The following is a 20,886-nucleotide window of genomic DNA, read 5'->3' as shown; positions in this document are numbered from 1 at the left end:
GCAATTCTATAGCAGCTTCGACATATAGTATTCATCAACAAATTCACCATCTATTAACAGTGAGTGACGTTTCAAGCCCTCCACTTCAAAACCTGCTTTCCTGTAAAGAGCTAATCCACCTTCATTTCGTGTGACCACATTTAATTCGAGGCGGTGTAGGCTTTGAGTCACTGCCCACTTCTCTAATTCAACAAATAACTCGGATCCCACTCCCTGTCCCCGATACTCTTCTTTAATTCCTATCACTAGATAGGCGCTATGTTGATTGCGCTTCGCCTGTCCGCCCACCGCAATTAGATAGCCGATCAATTCACCAGAATTCTCAGCTACGAATATACGAGAATGACGATCACTCTCCATTTTTTCAATCCGTTCACGCTGCTCAGCTATTGTCGTCTTTCTCTCGCCGTCTTCAAAGAGCATAAATGGGGAATCGCTCTCCACACCTTTTATTAGCTTCACAAATGCTTCGGCATCATCTGGGCTAATTTGTCTAATTTTCATTTGTTTGTCCTCATTTCCTATAACTGTTCTTCACAGCTTACCATAAGAAAAACGCGTATAAAGAATTATACGCGTTTTCCCTTGTTTTACTGCTCAACAACCGGCCTTGTTTTCTTTTCTAGCTTTCTTACTTCTTTCATAAGTTCTTTATATCCGAGTCTCGTTAATTCAAACTCATCGTTCACTAGCTCATACTCGATTAAAGTGTTCCGCTTTGATTCTGGAATGTCGTTATAAATGAGTCGAAGCTCTTCATTTAACTCAACAAATGAACTAGATTCAACAGAATCAATACCAATTAACTCAGCAACCAGCTTCATATCAGGGGTTTCTTTAATGAAAAGTCCCTTCTTATCAATGACTGCTTTTTGAATTTTATCTTTAAACAGAAGCACTTCTTGCTTGATCCGATTGCTTTCAGATTCCTTATGCTGCATTCTGTTACGATAGCTTTCTTTCTCTATTTCATCGAGATCCGCTTTAGAAAGAAGCTCTTCAAAAAGCATCGTTTTATCACTATTGATCTGCTCAAGTTCACGCTCTTTCTCAGCTTCCTCCATCGATTCTGCCTCGATATCCGTGTTTTCAAGTGAAAATGAAAGCTGATCATCTGCTGTAGTAGTTGAAGAGGCCGTATCCTCTACCCGCTCACCCTTTAACTTTGCATCAAAATCATGAATTTTTTTAATAACATATAGCGAAACGCCGACGCTAAGACACGTTAAGAACAACCTGAACATAAATGGGGAAAACGCCACAAGATATAATAATAAAATGAATCCAATAATGGAAAGAACCGTTAGTACTTTTTCTTTTCCCGTTTTCGCTTGCATAGGCTGATCTAGTGTCGCAAGAAATTTCTTCATGGATGTTAACATCCTGACTTTTCACCTCTCTACTCTATTGTCATCCTCTTCTGAGAACGAACATTACCCGGATTGCTTACATTCCGGGTTCTATAATTGTTCGAAAGCACCTTCTATTTTACGAGGATAGCTATTTTCGAAGGTCTAACAATCCTATGTGGACAATACACTTGAAAACAAGTCATTCGTTTGTCCATAAAAGGAGTTGTTAACTATAGAAACCCTTATTCATCAATGTTTAGAGTGGCTGCTACAGCTCGGTTACCCTGGCATCGCCCTTGCTCTAATGATTGAAATCATTCCGAGTGAACTCGTACTCGCTTATGGAGGATATATGGTATCTGAAGGAACGATTCGTTTTACTGGTGCTGTTATTGCTGGAACGATCGGTGGCACAGTCGCTCAGCTCTTTTTATACTGGCTCGGCCGTTTTGGTGGACGTTCGTTCTTAGAGCGCTATGGAAAATTCCTGTTTATTTCTCAAAAGCATCTTGCCATTGCTGAAACCTGGTTCGATCGGAATGGCGTGAGCGTCATCTTTACAGCTCGTTTTATTCCTGTCGTTCGTCACGCGATCTCTATTCCAGCAGGTATTGCTAAAATGTCGATCGTGCGATTTACCTTCTATACGATCCTGGCTATGATTCCGTGGTCCATTCTCTTCCTATATATTGGAATACAGCTCGGTGACAACTGGTCCCAGATTCATTCTGCTACAAGAATTTATACGTTACCAGTTAGTCTCGGAGCAGGATTCTTTCTTATCTGTTACATCTTTCTACTTATTATGAAGAGGCGACGCATTCGCTAACTCTAACAAAAATTGCCCGCGGTAAGTATACTAAGCAATCGTTCAACCAAAGTTTACCTATACACCTAATCCCATTCTCTTACGACTAATGATGAGGCACTTAGTGCACTAGCTAAGTTTTTTTTGCAAGAAATATTGGGTATGACCTTGAGGATGATTTTCTACTTTACCACAAATTTCATACCCTTCCTTTAGATAAAATCCAGGTGCTTGAAAACTGAATGTATCAAGCAATATAAGTCGACATTCCTTTTCCTCTGCAAGTCTTTCAACTTGTTGGAAAAGTTTCCTTCCAACACCGTTCCCTCTCTTCTCATCTGTCACCCAAAGAAAATCGATATGAAGGTGCTGCCAGAACAATGTTGCCGAAATCCCGCCAATCACTTCATCCTCTTCTTCTATGACGAATGCGATTTCTTCAAGCGGAGTTTTAACTGCAGATGAAAGCTTCTGTTTGTTATATTCAACAACGTTCTTTCGAATGAAATCTCGTGACTCATCTCTTCTTTGTATCATTCAAATCCTCCTCACCCGAGCGTTCTTCTTGTTTCCTTAACTGGAATCTCGCTTCCTCTCTCGTATTCTACGGAAACTTCAAACGTTCCCTCCTCAAAGAACTTTGGCAGTCTCTGTTTAAACCAATCTTGCATAGGAAGCGTATGAACTAAATTTCTCTTCACCCACATTAATTCACCTTCTGGTGGATCGGGGTGCTTACTACCAGAGTAGGAAGTAGCTACATAATTAAACACGATGTACCGAAACTCTTCATCTGGAATAATAAATTCATCGACTCCCTTATATGTAAGATCGCAAGGATGAACAATAAATCCCGTTTCTTCATAAAGTTCTCTTGCAGCACCTTCGGCAAAGCTTTCTGAGAGTTCAATCTTCCCGCCTGGACCGATATAGCCAGGAAACCCTGCTTCAGGAGGTCGATTCAGTAAGAGAATTTCATCTTTTTCTCTATTATGTAAAATAACCATGGATAGTAAAGTAGCTTTTATCGTTGTCATCCATTCCACCTCCAGCAAATCCTATCTTCGTCTATGATGACAGTATATATCATTCTGAGTTAGGAACCTACTATACTATGATGAATGATTTTTAAGAAACAGGGTAACATCCAATATAGAAGGCATGATCGCGTAAGTCATACCGCCCAAGTTAGGAAAAGGAGTGATACCATGTTAACCCGCACACATTACAAAGAACGCAATCCAATGAATGAGCGATTAATCAACTGGTCAGTTGAAAATACGAAAGAAGATGACTATCAAGAGTCACAGCTTGCGATTGTTGAATGCACCTGTACGAATAGCGATGGAGACGAATTGCAAACAGTTAAAACGCTGGAAATGTCACCTGAGCATAACTCCTGGGAAGAGTGGATGGATGAACTGAAAAAAGATCGTTTTGAAATCATCCAGTGCCCAAGCTGCAAAGTATGGACGATTGATGACAAGTAAAGAAGCGTTTATGAATGTAAACGATATCGAAAAGCCCTTCTCGATGTTTGAGAAGGGCTTTCTTATTTATTACGATAGTTCTTCTAATTCAGCTGAAATAAAATCCATCAATCCTTTGATCATTGGTTCAGAGAAATCAAAATGGATACCTGCCGCTTCATACACTTCGGATAACGATACAGAGCTTCCGAGTGATAAGGCACGGTTGTAATTCTCTAGAGCCTGTTCTGGATTTTCTCTATACTGGCGATACATTTGAATCGCACCAAGTTGGGCAATAACATATTCAATATAGTAGAACGGCACTTCAAAAATATGCAGAATCAACTGCCAGTTATTCTGAATCCATTCTTCCTGCCCTGTCCAATCTACATATGAGGAATCATATGTGCGCGATAGCTCCATATATTTCTCGCTACGTTCTTTGCTCGTATGATTTGGGTTCTCATACATCCAGTGCTGAAACTGATCCACCACGATACCACTAGGAAGGAAGAGGATTAACCCTTCAAGCTGATCTTTCTTAGCTCTTAGCAATTCCTTTTCATCCTGATACATCAGATTCCAGTAGTCCATCGTTAAGAGTTCCATCGACATGCTTGCTAGCTCAGCTGACTCCATAGGCGTATCTTGATAAGCTGATAGCATTTGATTACGCTTAAAATCATTATGAATGCAGTGACCCATCTCATGAAGAAGCGTAATAAAATCATCCTGTGACTTTGTACTATTCATAAAGATAAAGGAAAGCTCAGAAACCGGAAGATACTCACAAAAACCTCCCTGCGCCTTTCCTTTCCGACTTTCGAGATCAAGTGCACCTTTTTCATTCATCTCGTTTAAAAGATAAGAGAAGCGCGGAGAAAGCTTATCGAAAATATCAGATGTGCCTTTGATTAGCTCTTCGATTTTATTAAATGGACGAAGCGGCTGCTTATCTTTCGGAACAGCCCTCGTATCCCATGGTTTATACTCCTCAATACCAAGCTCTTGCTGATGCTTTTTTTGCAGCTTTTCTTTTAGAGGAACAACGTGCTTTCGAACTGCTTCGGCTAGAGATTTACAATCCTCTGGCGTGTAATCGAACCGCTCGTATTTCTTAAACATATAATCTCTGTAATTATCGAGATTCACATTCTCAGCTTTTTTCTGACGGAGCTGAATCAGCTCGTCCATAATTTCCTGTAAGTCGTCTTTTTTCGTTAAGAGCGTCGTGAAGATTTCTTCCATAGCGCTTTTGCGAACTTCGCGATCCCCATCCTGCATCATTAAAAACATTTCGCTAAGTGTTTTTTCTTCGCCATCCCAATGAAATGAGAGACTACCTGTATGCTCAAAATAACGATTAACAATGCGATCTTCTTCAACTTCTAAGTTAATATTTTCCTCATTAAAAAGCGTCATTGCATTTTCTTTCCGAAGAAGAAATTGTTTATAATACTCTTGGTTCAGCTGCGACTTGTAAGGCGACTCCTGAAACTTTTCATCAAAAAGCCCCTCATATCGCTTTACCATAGGTTCTATGTATTCTTGATCGTGCTCGATTGTCTTTTTTGCTTCTTCACTGCTGCTATGGCACTGGAAATCAATATAGTGTCCGGCAAGTCCTTCTGCCACACCATCCATTAATAAAGATAAGCTCATCACCCATTTTTCTAATTCATCAGCAGAATGAATCGACTGATTGAGGAGCGTTTTAAACTCTTCTTCAAGAATAGAAGGATTTTTAAAATCATACTTTTCAACATAAAACGTACTCATCAACTTCCCCCTTAAGATGCTTTTATGTACCAGTTCATAGTTTACCACAGAATTTTCTGACAGGATATGTCATAACCTTTCTCATGAGTCCACATTGATGAAAGGCTTAAATCGGAAAACACAAAAATGGGACCCCACCCCGTGGATGGGACCCCTCCTGTGTGGAAAACAAAGCATCCCATCCAAGGACGGGGCTTCATTCATGCTTGTACCCGTATCATTATGATCTATAACGTAAAAACGCCAATTCGTTAATTGAAATATTATCCTTCTTTCTGATCGACTAGCCACACTTCATCATTCGTATTAATTTTTCCCGTTTGAATCACTTTCGCATACATCCCAAATAAATTACCATGTTCTTTGGCAACCTTCTTCAAGAGGTCCGGATGTTTTCCTCCAGTCTCAGGATCAACGGTGATAATCATACATCGCTCACAGGGTTTTACGATTTCAAGCATCACTTCTTTTCCGATTTGTAGAACTTTCCCTTCCCACGTTTCTTCTACAAATGGCATTTTCTCCAACAAAGAGATTTTAAGGTTTGGTCGAAAGCGTCTTTCATCTGTTTTTTTACCCCAGGAAGATGATAACGCATCAAGAGAAGCATCCGTCACAATCAAAATGTGCTCTTCTTCAATCGGCCCTATTGGAACATTTTCCGGATGATAAACTTTCTTCGTTAGCTGCTTTGAAGATTCTTCTTCTATTTCACGTAGCCAGGTCAAATCAGACCACTTATACGTTTCTCCTTCTGGTGTGGTAATGACCGGTTCAGGATAAGCATCAAGTGATTCCGGCGCACTGAATGATGCTTGGTAACGCACGAGTGGTGGAAATTGTGTAATCGTAAAAAACGATTCTTTCTCATCTAATATCACATGACTTCGATCGCCATAAAGGCCGTAGTTCATCACCATTGTCTGAGTAACGCGTTCTCCTGTCATCGACTTCACAGGATGACGCATCAACTCACTAATTGTTCCAACTTGAATGATCATCAGCTCCCTTCTGCCTCCTTAGTATAACCAAAGAGACAGAATCTCATTTTTTTCTATAAGTCTAGTATAAACAATGAGAGATTTGCATAAAACTAGTAGAAACAAAGGAAAAAAGGAGAGATCCGAATGGAAATAAAAGAATACTACTCCATTACCCTCTATAATGAAAGACGAAGAGCGATCTTTCATTCAGAAGATGAATATGATAATTTCGAAGAGGCACAGCGTGAAGGATATGTTCTTCTTCGCAATCATCCGAAAGCAGACTTATATTCGGTAGAACGTTTTTTTGCAGTAGAAGACGTCTAAAATGACCTTTTCTTCTCAAGTAATATGGCCAATTTTTGATCAATCTCAGCTATTTCAGGATCACCAGGTAATAAAAGACTAATCTTACTAATCAGCGCAGATATTTCGTTATCAAGAAGCATCTTTTGTTCTTCTTCCTTTTTTGAAGAAACAGAAGAGCTTTTTTCTTGCACTCTTTTTCGATATTCCGCTAAATTCCTCTCAACCCTTTTAATCTGTTGATTCTCAAATACAAGAAGCTGATCACACATTTTCTCCATAAAATAAACATCATGCGAAACAATGAGAAGAGTTCCCGGAAACTCTCGCAGTGTATCTTCCAATTGCTCACGTGAAGGCAAATCTAAATGGTTTGTAGGCTCATCGAGTATCAGAAGATCATATTTGTTCATCAACATACGCGTCAGTTTCAGCTTTGTTCTCTCTCCAAGACTGAGTTGATTAATGGTGGCATGGATTCGATCTCTCCCCATTCCCATCGAAGCAAAAATCGATTTTGCCCGAAAGATCTCTTCCTTAGTTGCTACGTTTAAAACTTCAAGCGGAGTTTTTTCTTCAGGAAGATCATGCACATCCTGTGACAGATAGCCAATCTGAAGCGTTGGACTACTCCACAGTTCTCCCTCGCTAAGCGCCTCCATTCCAAGCAGCATTCGCAATAAGGTGGTTTTCCCACAACCATTTTCACCAACAATCCCCACTCGTTCCCCAGACTTCATGTAGAAAGAACTTTTTTGAAATAACCATCGTTCTTCAAAACGTTTTCCGACATTAGTCGCTTCTAATACCCGTTTACCACGTGTATCATTCGCCTGAAATTGAAAGCGTACTTCTTTCTCCTGATCAGGTTCTTCCACTTTATTTTTCTGCAGTTCCTTCTCGAGTCTCTTCTGTTTCGACTTCACCTGACGATCCATTTTCTTTGCTTTCATGCGGTAATGTTCCTTATACCCTTCCTGTTTTGTTGACTCACCGTGTGCTTTTTCAGACCAATTCGTTAATCCTGCAAGCTGACCTTCTATTCGCTTTATGTCTTTTTGCTGCTCGTCATAATGATGGAGCTGGTCTTCGTATCTTCTTTGCTTTTCGGCTCGATATGCCGTGTAATTTCCTTGATAGTCGCATATGTTACCACCTTCAACTTCAAGGATTCTGCCAACCGCTTGATCGAGAAAATAACGATCATGAGATATAACAAGAACAGCACCCTTAAAAGAGTGAAGCTCTCGAATTAACCAACTTACGCCTTTTCCATCTAGGTGGTTTGTTGGTTCATCTAGTATTAATAAATCCGGATGAGTCGACCAAATCTTTGTGAGCGCTAGTTTTAACTTTTCCCCACCGCTTAAATGTTCCGCTCCTTCACTAGTTGGAATAGGGCGTAATCCTAACTCCTTTTCCCTTTTAAAGTCAGAAGAATCGACTTCCAGCCCATATTGCTCAACCATCCCTGTCTGGTCAACCGACTGCTTCAGATAGCCGATATCATCTTTGAGAGTAATTCTCCCTTCATCTGGCTCGATCTCTTTTACGATTATTCTTGCTAAAGTTGTTTTACCAGCACCGTTCGGTCCAACAATTCCAATGCGCTCTCCCTTATGAATATCAAGGTTCACTTGATTAAATAACAAGTTCTCATTAAAGCTTTTTTTCAATCCTCTTATCGAAATAACGTTCACAGTATCTCCCCCAAATTTTCAGTTCAATGCTTTGAGGAGAAAAAAACCTCCCCATTACCTGGAGAGGCCTGTCGTTCCAATTTCCCATACCACCGAAAAAATGCATCACAAAGAAGCATGTTTTCGCCAGCACAAGTGATTAAAAAGGGCAGACTAATCCTATTCTCCAGAAAATCAATTTCACAATTTGAAATTAGATCTGAATAAATAAGATTAGTTCTTCATCGCTTCTTAACCATTCCCTTCGTCTTTAGTTGCCATTATTTTAAAGAATTATGTAAGCGATGTCAAATTCTTTTTTAGCCATTTATAAAATGAATGGCCTTTAAAAAATCGAATTTTGTTGAGGACTTTTAGAAAATTAGTCGATTTTTATCCTTTTTTAGTACAAAAGGACCCTATAATGTCTCATATTCCAGACCGATATTAGAAATAGTTAAGAAATACTTTCCATTTGATAATATTTTGAAGGGGGGCCATTTCGTCCGTTGTTGTGACGTCACTGCGTACATAAGAAAAATAGAAACATAGAATATGGGGGAATACACATCGTGCGGAGTAAAATTCTTACGTTTATTATGGCCGTTATTTTAATTTTTACAGGAATGAGTTTTCCAGAAAAAACATCTGCAAGTGGTGAAATCGAACGTATCAGTGGTCCAAACAGAATTGATACTGCTCTTGAAATTTCTAAGAAGGTATCACCAGGTAAGCTTGCATCAGCTGAAAAGGCTGTTATCCTCACTCGTTCAGATATGCCATTTGATGCTTTAGCAAGTTCAGGACTTGCGGGAGTAAAACAAGCACCGATATTATTAACAGGCTCATCTAAACTTGATGACAAAGTATCGGATGAACTCGCTCGTCTTGGCGCGAAAAAGGTTTATATCCTTGGAGGAACAACTGCCATTAGTCAGGGGATTGAAAATGAATTAAAAAGGACATATACAGTAGCGAGAGTTGAGGGATCAAACCGTTACGAGACGGCCAACGCTATTAATAAAGCATCAGGCCTTGATCACTCATCTACAGCTATTGTGGTAAATGGAAATCAAGTAGCAGACTCCCTATCAGCATCAAGCGTAGCTGCTATGAAAAATTATCCAATCTATTTAACAACAGAGACAAAAGCGCCATCGCTTCCTACAAATATTAAGACTGTTTATGTAATTGGAGGAAATGCTGTTCTTTCAGACGCTGTTATAAAGAAATTAGAACAGCAAGGTAAGAAGGTTGTTCGCCTTGCTGGTGACGATCGTTTCCTAACAAACATTGCAGTCAATAAAGCCTTCTTCACATCAAACTCTTCTTATATTTTAGCAAGAGGAACTTCGGTGCAACAAGATAAAGAAGATTATCCAGATGCTGTAGCTGCCGCTTCCTTAGCAGAGAAATTTAAAGCACCAGTTGTATTAGCTCACAATACGAGACCAATTCCAGACGTTCAAACTTATCTTTATCAAAACGCTTCTTCCTTGATGGTGTTAGGCGGAGAAGCAGCTATTCCTTCTAGTATCGTAGATTCTTATAAAATGAAAGAGAAAGTTGAAGAAGTTGTTTTAGAAACAGGAATTGTTACAGCTTCAAGCTTGAATGTTCGAACTTCCCCAGAAATGAATGGAACAAGAATCGGTGCATTGCCACGTAACGCTGAAGTTGATATTTATGGTTATTCAGGCGATTGGGCTAAAATTAAGTATCAGGGACAAGTAGCTTACGTGCACAGTGCTTACTTGATACCCAAAAGTAGTAACTCTTTAAACAACTTAACGATCGTTGTGGATGCTGGCCACGGTGACCATGACCCGGGCGCAAGCAATGGGAAGCTCCTTGAAAAAGACATCAATCTGGATGTAGCTCTTTATTTAGAGAAGAAACTTAAGTCAGCTGGAGCGAACGTCGTCATGACGAGAAGAGATGATTCGTTCTTAGAACTGAGAGAACGTTCGAATATCGCTAATAATTTGAATGCCGACGCATTTATTAGCGTGCATACTAATGCAGCAAGTGAAGCTGCTCACGGCATTGAAACATATTGGTATGACAAATATAGCTCTGCAGAAAGCAAAGCCTTAGCAGAAAGCATCCAAAAACGTTTGATCGAAGTAACAGAAGCAAGAGATCGTGGTGTCAAAAATCAGAGTTTCTCCGTTATTCGCGAATCTAGAATGGCAAGTGTACTTGTAGAAGTTGGGTTCTTAACAAATAATGAAGAATATAAACTTCTTCTTACACAATCCTATCGTGAAGAACTTGCTGAGGGCATTTATCAAGGTGTATTAGATTTTTATAAAACGAAGTAAGTGTCAAAAAGGAGCCTCCACTTATCCAGGAGGCTCCTATTTTATTTCTTAAATATACAATAATACGGTGTAGGCGAAGCCTACGCCCAACCGAAGTCAGCGAAGTCCTCTTTATAACCCAAGGCCAATCGAAGTCTGATTAGTATAAGACGTATATGCAATAAGTTGATTAATCTCAACGATTTCTTTTTCAGTGTATCCATGTTCTTTTAATTTCTCAAGATCCGCTTTCTCCAGACTCTTCGGGTTCGTAACAAGTTTCTCGGCATAGCTTAGAATACTTTTTATATGACTTTCAAAAGCATTTGAGCTTTCATATCTTTCAAGCTCTGCAAGAATAGACTCATCTCCACTGATTTCTTTTAATAAGTTTCCGTGCCCCGTATAACAAAACTCACAACCATTCAAATGAGAAACAAAAACGACAACTGCTTCCGTTTCAAATTCATTCAATACGCCTGCTTTAACAGCTGCTGCTAAAGGCATAAACGCTGAAAAAACGTCAGGACTTTTCGCAATAAGTCGATTAAAAACAGGAACAGGGTGTTCGAGATCTTTGTAGATTTCAAGATCCTTTAGATCTGACTGTTTAGCTGGTTTAATCCATGGCATTTTCTATCATCCCTTCTTTATCCATTCTTTATCATAACAAATAATTTTGTTTTCCCAAAAAAACCACTGTGCTAAGAAGCACAGTGGGAAGAGTTGGTTTTAAAACGTTTCTTTTTTCATTCGACGATACTTTCCGATCATTGCATAAAAGACCGGGACGAAAACGAGTGTTAATAATGTAGAGGTAGTCAATCCGCCTATGACCGTAATCGCAAGTCCCTTTGAAATGAGACCTGATGCTGAATTAGAAAGCGCGAGAGGAATGAGGGCAAAGATCGTTGCAAGAGCCGTCATGATGATTGGACGCAATCTCACTTTCGCCGCTTCAACTAAAGCCTCTGTCATTTCTAAACCGTTCATTCGGTTCGTTTCTACTCGATCTAGCAACACTACTGCGTTCGTGACTACAATACCGATCAGCATAAGCATCCCAATCATCGCACTCATAGAGAGCGTTTGACCTGCAATCAGTAGTCCAGCTAATGATCCGATTGGAACAAATATTAATGAGGATAGAATCACGATCGGTGTAATAATTCCTCTAAAGGTTAGACTTAATACAAAAAATACGAGAAGGATCGCTGCAATCATCGCAAGTCCCAGGTCAGCGAAGCCATCAGTAATCATCTCCTGACCACCGCCAACTTCCATTTCAACGCCTTCTGGTAAAGAAAGTACACTGAGATCTTCTTCAACAGCTTGTGAAATTTGTGCAGTATCATCGGACTTAATATCAGCTGAAATTGAAGCAGACGTTCTGCCATCATCATGATAAAGCGTTACTGGTGCTGTCGTTTCTTCAATTGAAGCAAGATCTGATAATGGTTGCACTCCATCTGCAGTTGGAACCTGAAGCTCTTCCAACTCCCGCTTTGATGTTACTTCTTCATTATAAGAAAGAGACATTTTCCACTTCTGGTCATCAATTTCAATTGTCCCGCCATCAAGTGGTTGCAAACGACTATTTACAAGTTGCATAATCTGGAATGGATTAACATTCGCATCTTCACCTTCATCAGTGAGCGTCATTGTCCATTTTGGTTGAACTTCTTCAAGATTGTTAGAAACGTTTGTTAATTCTCTGTCTTGTAATAGAAGTTCCTCAACTTGAGTAGCTGCTTCTGTCAACTTCTCCTGGTCGTCTCCATACAAGCTAACATCAATCGCGTTTCCGCTCGGTGGACCTTCCTGTTGCACTTCTGTTGCTTTAACAGTACCTTCTTCATAAGCTTCTTCTACAATGTTCTGTACATCCTTTTCATACGCCTCTAATGTAGTTTGAAGGTCATCACTGTTCGAAAGTTTTATAAAGACAGTCGTTTCATTATCCTTTGATTGTCCTCCCCCTTCGCCTGGGATTGGGCTACTTGACATTCCGATTGATACTTGACTATAGTCGATCTCTTCTTTCTCATCCAAATAATCTTCTATTTGACTTGCAACCTCATTTGTATCTTCAAGCTGTGTTGTAGGAGGCAGTGATACATTTAACTCGAAAGAATCGCTTTCCCCCGCTGGTAAGAATGAAACGCCAAGTGCGGGAATCATCGCAAGAGAACCTGCGAGTAATAGAATGGATGTTACAATGACGAGCGCTTTTTTCTTAAGTGCCCCTCTTATAAAACGTTCATATAAATGACTTAATCTTGATTCCTTATCGTGATGCTTCACTTTTTTAAAGAATGCACTCCCGAGAACCGGAATCAACATCAGTGCAACTAAGAGTGAAATCGAGATTGAGAAAACGACAGCCAAGCTAAATGGCCTGAAGAATTCACCAAGTATGCCCCCAACAAATGCGAGAGGTAAGAATACAACGAGTGTCGCAATGGATGAAGAAGCAATAGCCCCTAATACTTCTTTTGTGGCATAGTAGGTTAAAGCTTTGTTGGACAACTCTTCTTTATTCTCCTGACGCCATCTATATATATTTTCAATGACGACAATACTGTCATCTACAATCCGCCCAACAGCAACTGCAAGACCACCCAACGTCATAATGTTCAACGTGTAGCCAAACTGATCGAGGAGGGCAATTGTTCCTAGAATAGAAATTGGTAGAGAAATAATCGCAATAATGGTTGCACGAATGTTTCTCAGGAACAAGAGAATAACAATGACTGTGAACAGTGCGCCGAATCCACCTTCTTTAAGAAGAGAAGAGATTGATTTTTCTACTTCTTCACCTTGATCAAGGATGGTAAATAACTGCACATCTTCTGTCTCATATTCACCAAGGACTTCTTTCACTTTATCGACAACGTCCTTCGTATTTTCATCCTGACTTTTTGTTACCTGAATGAGAAAGCTTTCCTGTCCATTAAACCTAGAAATTTCATTCTTCTCTGATGCTTCCATAACGTCAGCAAAATCCTCAAGAACAACTTGCTTACTTTCTTGTGGTGAATTTTGCTGGGCCCCTTGTGGTGACTGACTGCTTTCAATTACAAATTTTGTGTTTTTAAATTTTTTAAGGGAGTCAATAGAGCCTTGTAGTTTGACTGGAATCGTCGTGTCTTCGTCGTCAACTGATCCAAGAGGGAGGCTATACTCGCTCTGTGTTAATCTATCTTTAATATCATTTAATGTTAGCCCATACTCACTTGCCTTCTCTTCATCCACTTTAATAGAGAGTGTCGTTTCCTTTGTTCCGCTTAAACTTACACTATTCACTCCTGCAAGTCCTTCAAGCTCTGGAACAATCACATCTTCAAGCTTTTTTTGAAGGGCATCCGCATCTTCTGATGAGAGCGCAGATTCATACACTGGCCTCGCTCCTGCGGACATGCTGATGACCTTAACTTCGGCTTCTTCTGGAAGATCCGCTTTCGAAACGATATCTTCAAGTTCTCGTTTCGTCTCCTCAATATCCGTACCAAACGGATACATGAGAGAAATGGTGCTGGCATTTTCAGAAGATGTACTCGTTAAGTCATCATATTTCGTGCTATTTTCGAGTAGATCTTCCACGGGGGTCGTTACTTCCTGTTCAACTGCCTCTGCTGAAGCCCCCGGATAGACCCCTTGAATAATAAGCGCAGGGAATGTGACATCGGGATAAGTCTCTACTTTTATTTGATTGGTAGAAATGATTCCAGCTGCCAAAACAAGCATCGTCAATAGCAGAACACCAATCGTATTCTTTAAACTAAATCTAGTAAGAAATTTCATCTCATTCACTCCTTCTTGATCTGACATCAGTATACGACGCGAAAATGAACGCATTATGAACAAACTTTTGTTATCTTTTCAGTGCTGTTTATTATCTCCATCTCCCCCACCGCTAATCTTTGCAAAAATTTATCACTAGGAATAAATAGAAAAAGCGAAAAGAAACACTTACGTTTCTTCTCGCTTTTTCAGTTTAGGGAGTGTAATAGTGATCGTTGTACCAATGCCTACCTTACTTTCAAGCAAAATATTCCCTTGATGAAGATGAACGATTCGTTGAACAATCGCAAGGCCAAGACCGCTACCTCCATTACCCGATCTTGCTTTATCCGCTTTATAAAAACGGTCAAATACATAAGCCTGGTCTTCTTCCGGTATACCACTCCCTGTATCTCTTACTTCTACGATCACTTCTTCTACTTTCTCTATCATTTGAATAGAGATAACACCATTTGAATCCGTATACCGAATACTATTTGATAGTAAATTTATCCAAACCTGGCTTAGTTGATCATAATCGGCTTCGATTTGTACTTCCTTTAAATCAACTTCAACCTCAATCCCTTTTTCAGCCCACATCGCTTCAAGAGATACAATCACTTCCCTGAGCTGTTCATCAAGTGAATAGCTTCTAAGGTGAAACATAGGATCATCCGCATCAAGTGTTGTCATTTTCAAAAGATTTTCGCTTAATTTGGATAAGCGCTCTGTTTCTTTTTGAATAATACCAAGGTATTTCTTTCTCTCAACCTCTTCTAACATGTTATCCTGCAATACCCTAGCATAGCCGCCGATCGAAGTAAGCGGAGACTGTATTTCATGAGAAACATTTGCTACGAATTCCTGACGCATTTCTTCTAGATGACTTAAATCGTGCGCCATGTGATCAAAACTTCTCGAAAGGTCACCAATCTCATCATGACGTTCACTATTTATTCGAACAGTAAAATCACCTATAGCTACTTTTTTTGTCGCTTCTGTCAGGTGTTGAATTGGACGAACGACATACCTCATTAATATGACAAAGATGGAGCTCCCAATTATAAGTACAAGTAATAATGTCGTTAGCATCACTCGTTTAATCGTATTTTCTTCAAATGAAAGGTCAGGTCTAATAAATAGAGCATACCGACTTTCGTTGTCCTGAAATGGTAAACCAACATTTAGTTGTGACGGAGGGGAAACTGACCGATCATTCACACGAACAACTCCACCGTTCAACACCTTTTCAATTTGGTCATCGGAGGTTCCCCACTGCCCGTTGTCATTAGGATTGAGCGCTTTACCAGATTCATCGTAAATGATGAGATTATAGTTAAACGTAGGAATATTAGCGATAAATTCAACTGGATCCGTATAATTGGAATTCTCATATAAGGTAATCGTTTGACGTCCAACTTCTGTAATGTCTTTTTGGAGACGCTCTCGGATGGTATCAATATAATAAACATTCATAATCCAAAAAGAAAGAATGAGACTAATCAAAACGACCCCTATATAGATAACGACACTCCTGAGATAGATCGATCGCTTCATTTGATTAACTCCAGTCGATACCCCAGTCCACGCATAGTTTTAATTACGAAAGGGGTGTCCCTACTATTAAACCTCTCTCTGATTCGTTTAACATGAACATCTATCGTTCGATCGTCTCCTTGAAAATCATAACCCCATATTGATTCAATCAATTGGTTTCGCGTGAAAATCTTACCTGGAGTGCTGGCTAATTTAAACAGAAGTTCAAACTCCTTTTTTGGCAAAGAAATTTTCTCCTTTCCAAGTGCTACTTCAAATGATTCTGCATCCATTTTAAATAACCCTATTGATAAATTCTTCGCACTTTGAATGTGATATCTCCGTAATAATGCTTTTACGCGCATAACAAGTTCAATGGGATCAAATGGTTTGACGACATAATCATCAGTTCCAAGTTTAAAACCTTTCACTTTATCAGAGGCCTGCCCTCTTGCCGAAACCATGAGAACTGGAATATCGTAATATGCTCTGATTTCTTCGCATAGCTGCCATCCATCTATATGGGGCATCATAATGTCAATAACCGCGAGATCTATCTTATCAGTCTCGAGGATTTTTTCTGCTTCCTTTCCATCTGAAGCTTTCTTAACAACAAATCCTTCTTTTTCTATGTATAGAGCCATTAAATCAAGAATGTTGGGATCGTCGTCTGCGAGTAATATCGTAATCATCATCATTAGCTCCTTTTCTATATTGATAGTGTAATGGCCTAGTGTGAATAGAATATGAACGAGTAGATAAAAATGAACCGGTTATTTATTGAAAATGGTAAAATAAAGTCGAAAGAAATCACCAGAAATTCGAGGTGTAATCGAATGCAGTTAATACATGACTTTTTTGTAAATATGATGATTATACTAGCTCTACTTTTTATTTATTATCAATTTTTTAGAGAAGAAAATCTATCACGAACATCTTCTTTGAAAAGAAAATTCCTTAGTGGTTTGTATGCAGGAATAATCGGGGTTTTCCTGATGATATATAGCATTCAAGTTGATGCAACGACCATTGTCGATCTAAGACATATCCCTCTTTTACTAGTCACCTTATATGGAGGTCCAGTTCCTGGAGTTATTGCTCTTATTGTGATCCAAATAACGCGCTTTATCATTGGAATAAATCTTTCTTCCTTTGTTTCACTTGGTTTGCTAACTTCTCTTTATATCGGTTACCTTATCTTTAGAGAATGGAAGATTGGGATTTTCATCAAAGCTCTCTGGATGCTCCTTTATTCCAATCTCGTCTTCAGTATCTTAATCGTCTACTTGCTACTTGATATAAAAAGCTTATTTAGTGAAATCAACGTTCTCTTCTGGATTACATCCACTGTGACAGGAGTAATGGCGATTTACACAACAGAGCATTTACGAAAAATAAATCATCTGTTTAAAGAATACAAAAAGAGTGCTACTATCGATCCCCTTACCGGGTTAAACAACGTAAGAAGCTTTGATGAAGCGTTAAATCGCGCGATACAAGAAGCAGCTACGGACGATAACAAGCCATTGTCACTTCTAGTCATTGATATCGATCATTTTAAAAAAGTGAATGATACATATGGCCACGCAGCTGGAGATATCGTATTAAAACAGTTTGGTAAGACACTAAGAAGTGCTGCTAGATTAAACGATGTTGTATCTCGAAATGGCGGAGAAGAATTTACCATCTTATTAGGGGATTGCACTAATAGAGAGGCTTTGGAGATTGGAGAACGGGTCCGATCCATGATTGAGGAAAATTCATTTGCAATCAATAAGGATGTAAGTATTCATATCACCGCTTCACTCGGTGCAAGTACTTTTCCCGAAACTGTTCCATCTCCTGCTCAGCTTTATCGAGAAGCAGATGAAGCCCTTTATCACGCAAAGAGAAGTGGACGAAATCGCATTTGTTCAAATGAACATACCATGAAAGTCTATTAGTATTAAAAAAAGGGGCTTCCTGCCCCTTTTTCATTTCCTATCTCATGATTCTATATGAACCCTGTTTAACGATATAATAATGCTCCGACCGCTCCACTGAACTGCCCCAGATGTGGAAAGTAAGCTTTGATATCAAATAATTCCTCAAAACGTTCAAGCTGCTGTCTAAATAATGGATTCGATTGAAAAGTAGAACCGATAAATACAATGTTTGACGTAGAAATGGTTTTCGCAAATGGGATAGCCATCATTAAAATCGATTCAGAAATCATTCCAATTAAACTTGCCAGCACATCTTCATCCTTTACTTCTTGCTGCTTCATCCGCTCAATGAAACCAAAATTACTGGCAGTTAAATCACCGCCAATGGGGGAGGCATCTCCATAAATATCCTTCACCTTTAAATCGATACCATTTCGATCGCCTTTTTCTGCTAGTCGAGTAATCTCTTGAAAATCTGTTCGCGCTGTCAATAAGTAAGCAAGTCCCATGAGCATTCCACCGCCTACTCCAGTTCCTCCAAGTCTTTCAGCACTCTGGCCATTAACAGAATGAATTGATGTACCAGTTCCAACGTTCACTACTAAATAGTTATCAGGTAAATGAAGCTTTGCTTGATCCACTAGCGCTCGGATGCCTGATGTAGTCGCTTCAAATTCCGGAACCATTTCGACTTCATTATCCACAAGCTTAGCAAGAGCCATTTGCTTCCCACCAGTAATCATTAACTTTGCTTCCTCATGGCTTTTCACCCATGACACAACATCACTTATATCACTCGTTGAAAAAGTCTGATAGCAGTATTTTTCATTCTCAAGATGCACAGTTTTAATTAATGTCCCACCAGCATCGATGCCTATTTTGTTTGCCATACTCACCCCTTCTTTCCCTATCTTAATGAGATAGTTTTATTCTATCCCAGTTCGTTTAAACAAGTAAAACATAGTCAGACAGAGTCAAAGCCCCTCTATCCTTTGAAAGAATAGAGGGGCTTTGCACGAATGAATGGATCACTCTTTCGGTAGTTGAATTAATACCTTTGTACCCTGTCCTGGCTTACTTTCAATTTTAAGTCGTCCTCTATGCTCGGTTATGATTTTATTACTAACGGTCATCCCAAGCCCAATTCCTTTTTCTTTATTGGTATAGAAAGGGACCCCGATCCGCTCGAGACGTTCTTCGTCAATTCCCATGCCATTATCATGAATCTCAATGATGACCCCATTCTGATTTTCTTCAAGAATCACATCAATTTGTCCATCTTGCTCAATGGCTTCAACCGAATTTTTAAGAATATTGATAAATACCTGTTTCATTTGGTTTCTCTGACATCGAATAACAATTGACTTGAGCTGACTACTTATATTAATTCTTATGTTTTTTGATGAAGCCTGTGGCGTAAGGACTGTAATCGCGTTTTTTATTAGCTTCAGCAAACTTACTTCAGCTACCTCAGAAGCCTCAGGCTTACCAAGAGAAATAAAGCCATTCACAACTTCTTCGATATTGGTAAGCTCATCTTCAATGATTTGATGATACGTACGATCACTTTCCTCCTGCCTTGCTAGAAGCTTTACAAACCCCTTTATGGAAGTAAGAGGATTCCGAATTTCATGGGCAAATCCTGCTGCTACATCTCCTATCAATGCAAGCTTCTCAATATTTTCGCGATATTGTTGAAGTTGAATCTTTTCAGTGATATCTCTTGAAATAAACACGAAATGATTGACGTTTCCCTCTTCATCAATAACGGCCATTCCTTTTGCTTCAAGTATAATATCATGTCCAGAAGCATGCAGTTTACGATAAATAGTCGTAATAGGCTGTTTGGTTTCAGTTAATTTCTGAATGGCTCTCTGACACTTTTCAAAATCATCAGGATGGATAAATGTCAAAATATCTTTTCCTACAACTTCATTCTGTTCATATCCTAATACTTCCTTATAAGAAGGTGATGCATAAACAGATGTTCCTTCATTATTCATCATACAAATTAAATCATTGCTATGTTCTAGAATCATACGATGCTTTTTTTCATTCCAATGAAGCAGCATTTCGGCCTCATGCCTCTCCGTAACATCTCTTGAAACGACAACATAAGATCGCTCATTTTCATTAGAAATACATGTCCCCTGTGATTCAATGTAACGATATATTCCATCCTTACGCTGCATACGGTATTGAATGATAAGGGGCTGTCGATATTTGACTAATTTAAAAAATTCTTTTCTTACACGTTCCTTGTCTTCTTCATGCACATATCGAATTGAACTACGTCCAATTTCATCTTCAATTCCTTCTCTTGCGTATGCTCTATATGAAGGTGAAACGTATAGTAGATTTCCTTTCGGATCAAGTAAGCTTATAATTTCATTCATATTCTCTGTAATGAGTTGATAGTTTTCAAGAGTATTTTGTACATTGGCACGATCATAATCAACCTTTTTAATAATCGCTGTCGTTTGCCCAAGAAAATTCTCCACAGGAATCCCAGTAACTTCAACAGAGATATAGGACCCGTCCTTTTTCAACCATCTTTGAACGAGAACTCCAGGGTTAACACCATTAATAGAAGCTTCGATCCGCTTTGAAACAACCTCTCTATTTTCTGGATGAACCGTCTCCCAAATTGACTTACCTTCGAGTTCACTAAAGTGATCAAACCCGAGAAGATGAACGGCCGCATCATTTAAATAAAGCCACTTTTCTTCTTTTTGAACAACTAGTGCTGTAGTAGAACTTTCGTAGTACTTAACTAATCCTGCTAATTTATCATCCCTCTGTTCCTTAGTTTCATTCTCAGGAGGAGGGCCCGAACGTCTATAGATAGCTGTATTCTCGTTATGATTCATAGCTTCTCCTTCTAAAATATGATATTCGTGCAGCGGGTCTTTTGAGGGATATGAATACTTACATATCTTCTTTAAAAATAGCCGTTTTCC

At 39.2% G+C, this 20,886-nt stretch carries 18 protein-coding genes; 5 read left to right on the top strand and 13 right to left on the bottom strand.

The features are described from left to right. Positions 1 to 6: 6 nt before the first annotated feature. Together AC0VYJ_RS04430 and AC0VYJ_RS04425 are read right to left on the bottom strand one after the other, a co-directional pair. Positions 7 to 504: an N-acetyltransferase family protein gene (locus tag AC0VYJ_RS04430; protein ID WP_475366630.1), complete on the bottom strand. Its 498-nt coding sequence runs from the start codon at positions 502 to 504 to the stop codon at positions 7 to 9. An 86-nt stretch (positions 505 to 590) separates the two neighbouring features. Further along, positions 591 to 1,370: a hypothetical protein gene (locus AC0VYJ_RS04425; RefSeq protein ID WP_475366629.1), complete on the bottom strand. Its 780-nt coding sequence runs from the start codon at positions 1,368 to 1,370 to the stop codon at positions 591 to 593. A 214-nt stretch (positions 1,371 to 1,584) separates the two neighbouring features. Between AC0VYJ_RS04425 and uptA the strand changes: the two genes are divergently transcribed. Next, positions 1,585 to 2,181, top strand: a complete 597-nt coding sequence (gene uptA / locus AC0VYJ_RS04420; RefSeq protein WP_475367453.1) for an undecaprenyl phosphate transporter UptA — start codon at positions 1,585 to 1,587, stop codon at positions 2,179 to 2,181. Positions 2,182 to 2,289: 108 nt separating this feature from the next. On the opposite strand, the gene AC0VYJ_RS04415 is transcribed toward uptA, so the two are convergent. Continuing rightward, positions 2,290 to 2,697, bottom strand: a complete 408-nt coding sequence (locus AC0VYJ_RS04415) for a GNAT family N-acetyltransferase (RefSeq protein WP_475366628.1) — start codon at positions 2,695 to 2,697, stop codon at positions 2,290 to 2,292. Between the two features lie 11 nt (positions 2,698 to 2,708). Continuing rightward, the gene (locus AC0VYJ_RS04410; protein WP_242057330.1) at positions 2,709 to 3,197 is read right to left on the bottom strand and encodes an NUDIX domain-containing protein; all 489 of its coding nucleotides are present in this window, start codon (positions 3,195 to 3,197) and stop codon (positions 2,709 to 2,711) included. Positions 3,198 to 3,368: 171 nt separating this feature from the next. Between AC0VYJ_RS04410 and AC0VYJ_RS04405 the strand changes: the two genes are divergently transcribed. Next, complete coding sequence (locus AC0VYJ_RS04405; RefSeq protein ID WP_194220351.1) at positions 3,369 to 3,650, top strand: hypothetical protein; 282 nt, start codon at positions 3,369 to 3,371, stop codon at positions 3,648 to 3,650. A gap of 69 nt (positions 3,651 to 3,719) precedes the next feature. On the opposite strand, the gene AC0VYJ_RS04400 is transcribed toward AC0VYJ_RS04405, so the two are convergent. After that, positions 3,720 to 5,411, bottom strand: a complete 1,692-nt coding sequence (locus AC0VYJ_RS04400; RefSeq protein ID WP_475366627.1) for a M3 family oligoendopeptidase — start codon at positions 5,409 to 5,411, stop codon at positions 3,720 to 3,722. A 263-nt stretch (positions 5,412 to 5,674) separates the two neighbouring features. Next, positions 5,675 to 6,406 (bottom strand): MOSC domain-containing protein, encoded by a 732-nt coding sequence (locus AC0VYJ_RS04395; protein WP_475367452.1) that lies wholly within the window; start codon positions 6,404 to 6,406, stop codon positions 5,675 to 5,677. 132 nt (positions 6,407 to 6,538) lie between these two features. Between AC0VYJ_RS04395 and AC0VYJ_RS04390 the strand changes: the two genes are divergently transcribed. After that, positions 6,539 to 6,721 (top strand): hypothetical protein, encoded by a 183-nt coding sequence (locus AC0VYJ_RS04390; protein ID WP_098442379.1) that lies wholly within the window; start codon positions 6,539 to 6,541, stop codon positions 6,719 to 6,721. On the opposite strand, the gene abc-f is transcribed toward AC0VYJ_RS04390, so the two are convergent. Further along, positions 6,718 to 8,400, bottom strand: a complete 1,683-nt coding sequence (abc-f, locus tag AC0VYJ_RS04385; protein ID WP_475366626.1) for a ribosomal protection-like ABC-F family protein — start codon at positions 8,398 to 8,400, stop codon at positions 6,718 to 6,720. The two genes, AC0VYJ_RS04390 and abc-f, sit on opposite strands and share 4 nt — an antisense overlap. 551 nt (positions 8,401 to 8,951) lie before the next feature. Between abc-f and AC0VYJ_RS04380 the strand changes: the two genes are divergently transcribed. Continuing rightward, positions 8,952 to 10,703, top strand: a complete 1,752-nt coding sequence (locus AC0VYJ_RS04380) for an N-acetylmuramoyl-L-alanine amidase (protein ID WP_475366625.1) — start codon at positions 8,952 to 8,954, stop codon at positions 10,701 to 10,703. 111 nt (positions 10,704 to 10,814) lie between these two features. Here the strand turns inward: AC0VYJ_RS04380 and AC0VYJ_RS04375 are convergent, their stop codons facing one another. From AC0VYJ_RS04375 to AC0VYJ_RS04360, 4 genes are all read right to left on the bottom strand, one after another. Next, positions 10,815 to 11,315 (bottom strand): carboxymuconolactone decarboxylase family protein, encoded by a 501-nt coding sequence (locus tag AC0VYJ_RS04375; RefSeq protein WP_475366624.1) that lies wholly within the window; start codon positions 11,313 to 11,315, stop codon positions 10,815 to 10,817. Positions 11,316 to 11,414: 99 nt separating this feature from the next. Beyond that, positions 11,415 to 14,486: an efflux RND transporter permease subunit gene (locus AC0VYJ_RS04370; RefSeq protein ID WP_475366623.1), complete on the bottom strand. Its 3,072-nt coding sequence runs from the start codon at positions 14,484 to 14,486 to the stop codon at positions 11,415 to 11,417. 168 nt (positions 14,487 to 14,654) lie between these two features. Next, a complete protein-coding gene (locus AC0VYJ_RS04365) occupies positions 14,655 to 16,022 on the bottom strand; it encodes a sensor histidine kinase (protein ID WP_475366622.1) in 1,368 nt (455 codons plus the stop codon). Then, positions 16,019 to 16,693: a response regulator transcription factor gene (locus AC0VYJ_RS04360; protein ID WP_475366621.1), complete on the bottom strand. Its 675-nt coding sequence runs from the start codon at positions 16,691 to 16,693 to the stop codon at positions 16,019 to 16,021. Before AC0VYJ_RS04360 ends, AC0VYJ_RS04365 begins: the two co-directional genes overlap by 4 nt. A 144-nt stretch (positions 16,694 to 16,837) precedes the next feature. Here AC0VYJ_RS04360 and AC0VYJ_RS04355 point away from each other — a divergent pair, with 144 nt between their 5' ends. After that, a complete protein-coding gene (locus tag AC0VYJ_RS04355) occupies positions 16,838 to 17,944 on the top strand; it encodes a GGDEF domain-containing protein (protein WP_475366620.1) in 1,107 nt (368 codons plus the stop codon). Positions 17,945 to 18,009: 65 nt separating this feature from the next. Here AC0VYJ_RS04355 and coaW read toward each other — a convergent pair whose 3' ends face one another. Next, positions 18,010 to 18,816, bottom strand: coding sequence for a type II pantothenate kinase (gene coaW, locus AC0VYJ_RS04350; protein ID WP_475366619.1), 807 nt, complete (start codon positions 18,814 to 18,816; stop codon positions 18,010 to 18,012). 138 nt (positions 18,817 to 18,954) lie between these two features. Continuing rightward, a complete protein-coding gene (locus tag AC0VYJ_RS04345; RefSeq protein WP_475366618.1) occupies positions 18,955 to 20,796 on the bottom strand; it encodes a PAS domain S-box protein in 1,842 nt (613 codons plus the stop codon). Positions 20,797 to 20,886 lie beyond the last annotated feature (90 nt).

Source organism: Anaerobacillus sp. 63XJN7_5_ISO-PGPR-S23-430 (assembly GCF_056173695.1).
This window is presented reverse-complemented; position numbering and strand designations above follow the sequence as displayed.

Coding starts and splice junctions, on each gene's coding strand:
- AC0VYJ_RS04415 (WP_475366628.1), bottom strand. CDS start 2,697: ATGATACAAAGAAGAGATGAGTCACGAGATTTCATTCGAAAGAACGTT.
- AC0VYJ_RS04345 (WP_475366618.1), bottom strand. CDS start 20,796: ATGAATCATAACGAGAATACAGCTATCTATAGACGTTCGGGCCCTCCT.
- AC0VYJ_RS04375 (WP_475366624.1), bottom strand. CDS start 11,315: ATGCCATGGATTAAACCAGCTAAACAGTCAGATCTAAAGGATCTTGAA.
- AC0VYJ_RS04400 (WP_475366627.1), bottom strand. CDS start 5,411: ATGAGTACGTTTTATGTTGAAAAGTATGATTTTAAAAATCCTTCTATT.
- AC0VYJ_RS04425 (WP_475366629.1), bottom strand. CDS start 1,370: ATGAAGAAATTTCTTGCGACACTAGATCAGCCTATGCAAGCGAAAACG.
- AC0VYJ_RS04390 (WP_098442379.1), top strand. CDS start 6,539: ATGGAAATAAAAGAATACTACTCCATTACCCTCTATAATGAAAGACGA.
- AC0VYJ_RS04405 (WP_194220351.1), top strand. CDS start 3,369: ATGTTAACCCGCACACATTACAAAGAACGCAATCCAATGAATGAGCGA.
- AC0VYJ_RS04410 (WP_242057330.1), bottom strand. CDS start 3,197: ATGACAACGATAAAAGCTACTTTACTATCCATGGTTATTTTACATAAT.
- coaW (WP_475366619.1), bottom strand. CDS start 18,816: ATGGCAAACAAAATAGGCATCGATGCTGGTGGGACATTAATTAAAACT.
- AC0VYJ_RS04355 (WP_475366620.1), top strand. CDS start 16,838: ATGCAGTTAATACATGACTTTTTTGTAAATATGATGATTATACTAGCT.
- AC0VYJ_RS04370 (WP_475366623.1), bottom strand. CDS start 14,486: ATGAAATTTCTTACTAGATTTAGTTTAAAGAATACGATTGGTGTTCTG.
- AC0VYJ_RS04365 (WP_475366622.1), bottom strand. CDS start 16,022: ATGAAGCGATCGATCTATCTCAGGAGTGTCGTTATCTATATAGGGGTC.
- AC0VYJ_RS04360 (WP_475366621.1), bottom strand. CDS start 16,693: ATGATTACGATATTACTCGCAGACGACGATCCCAACATTCTTGATTTA.
- AC0VYJ_RS04430 (WP_475366630.1), bottom strand. CDS start 504: ATGAAAATTAGACAAATTAGCCCAGATGATGCCGAAGCATTTGTGAAG.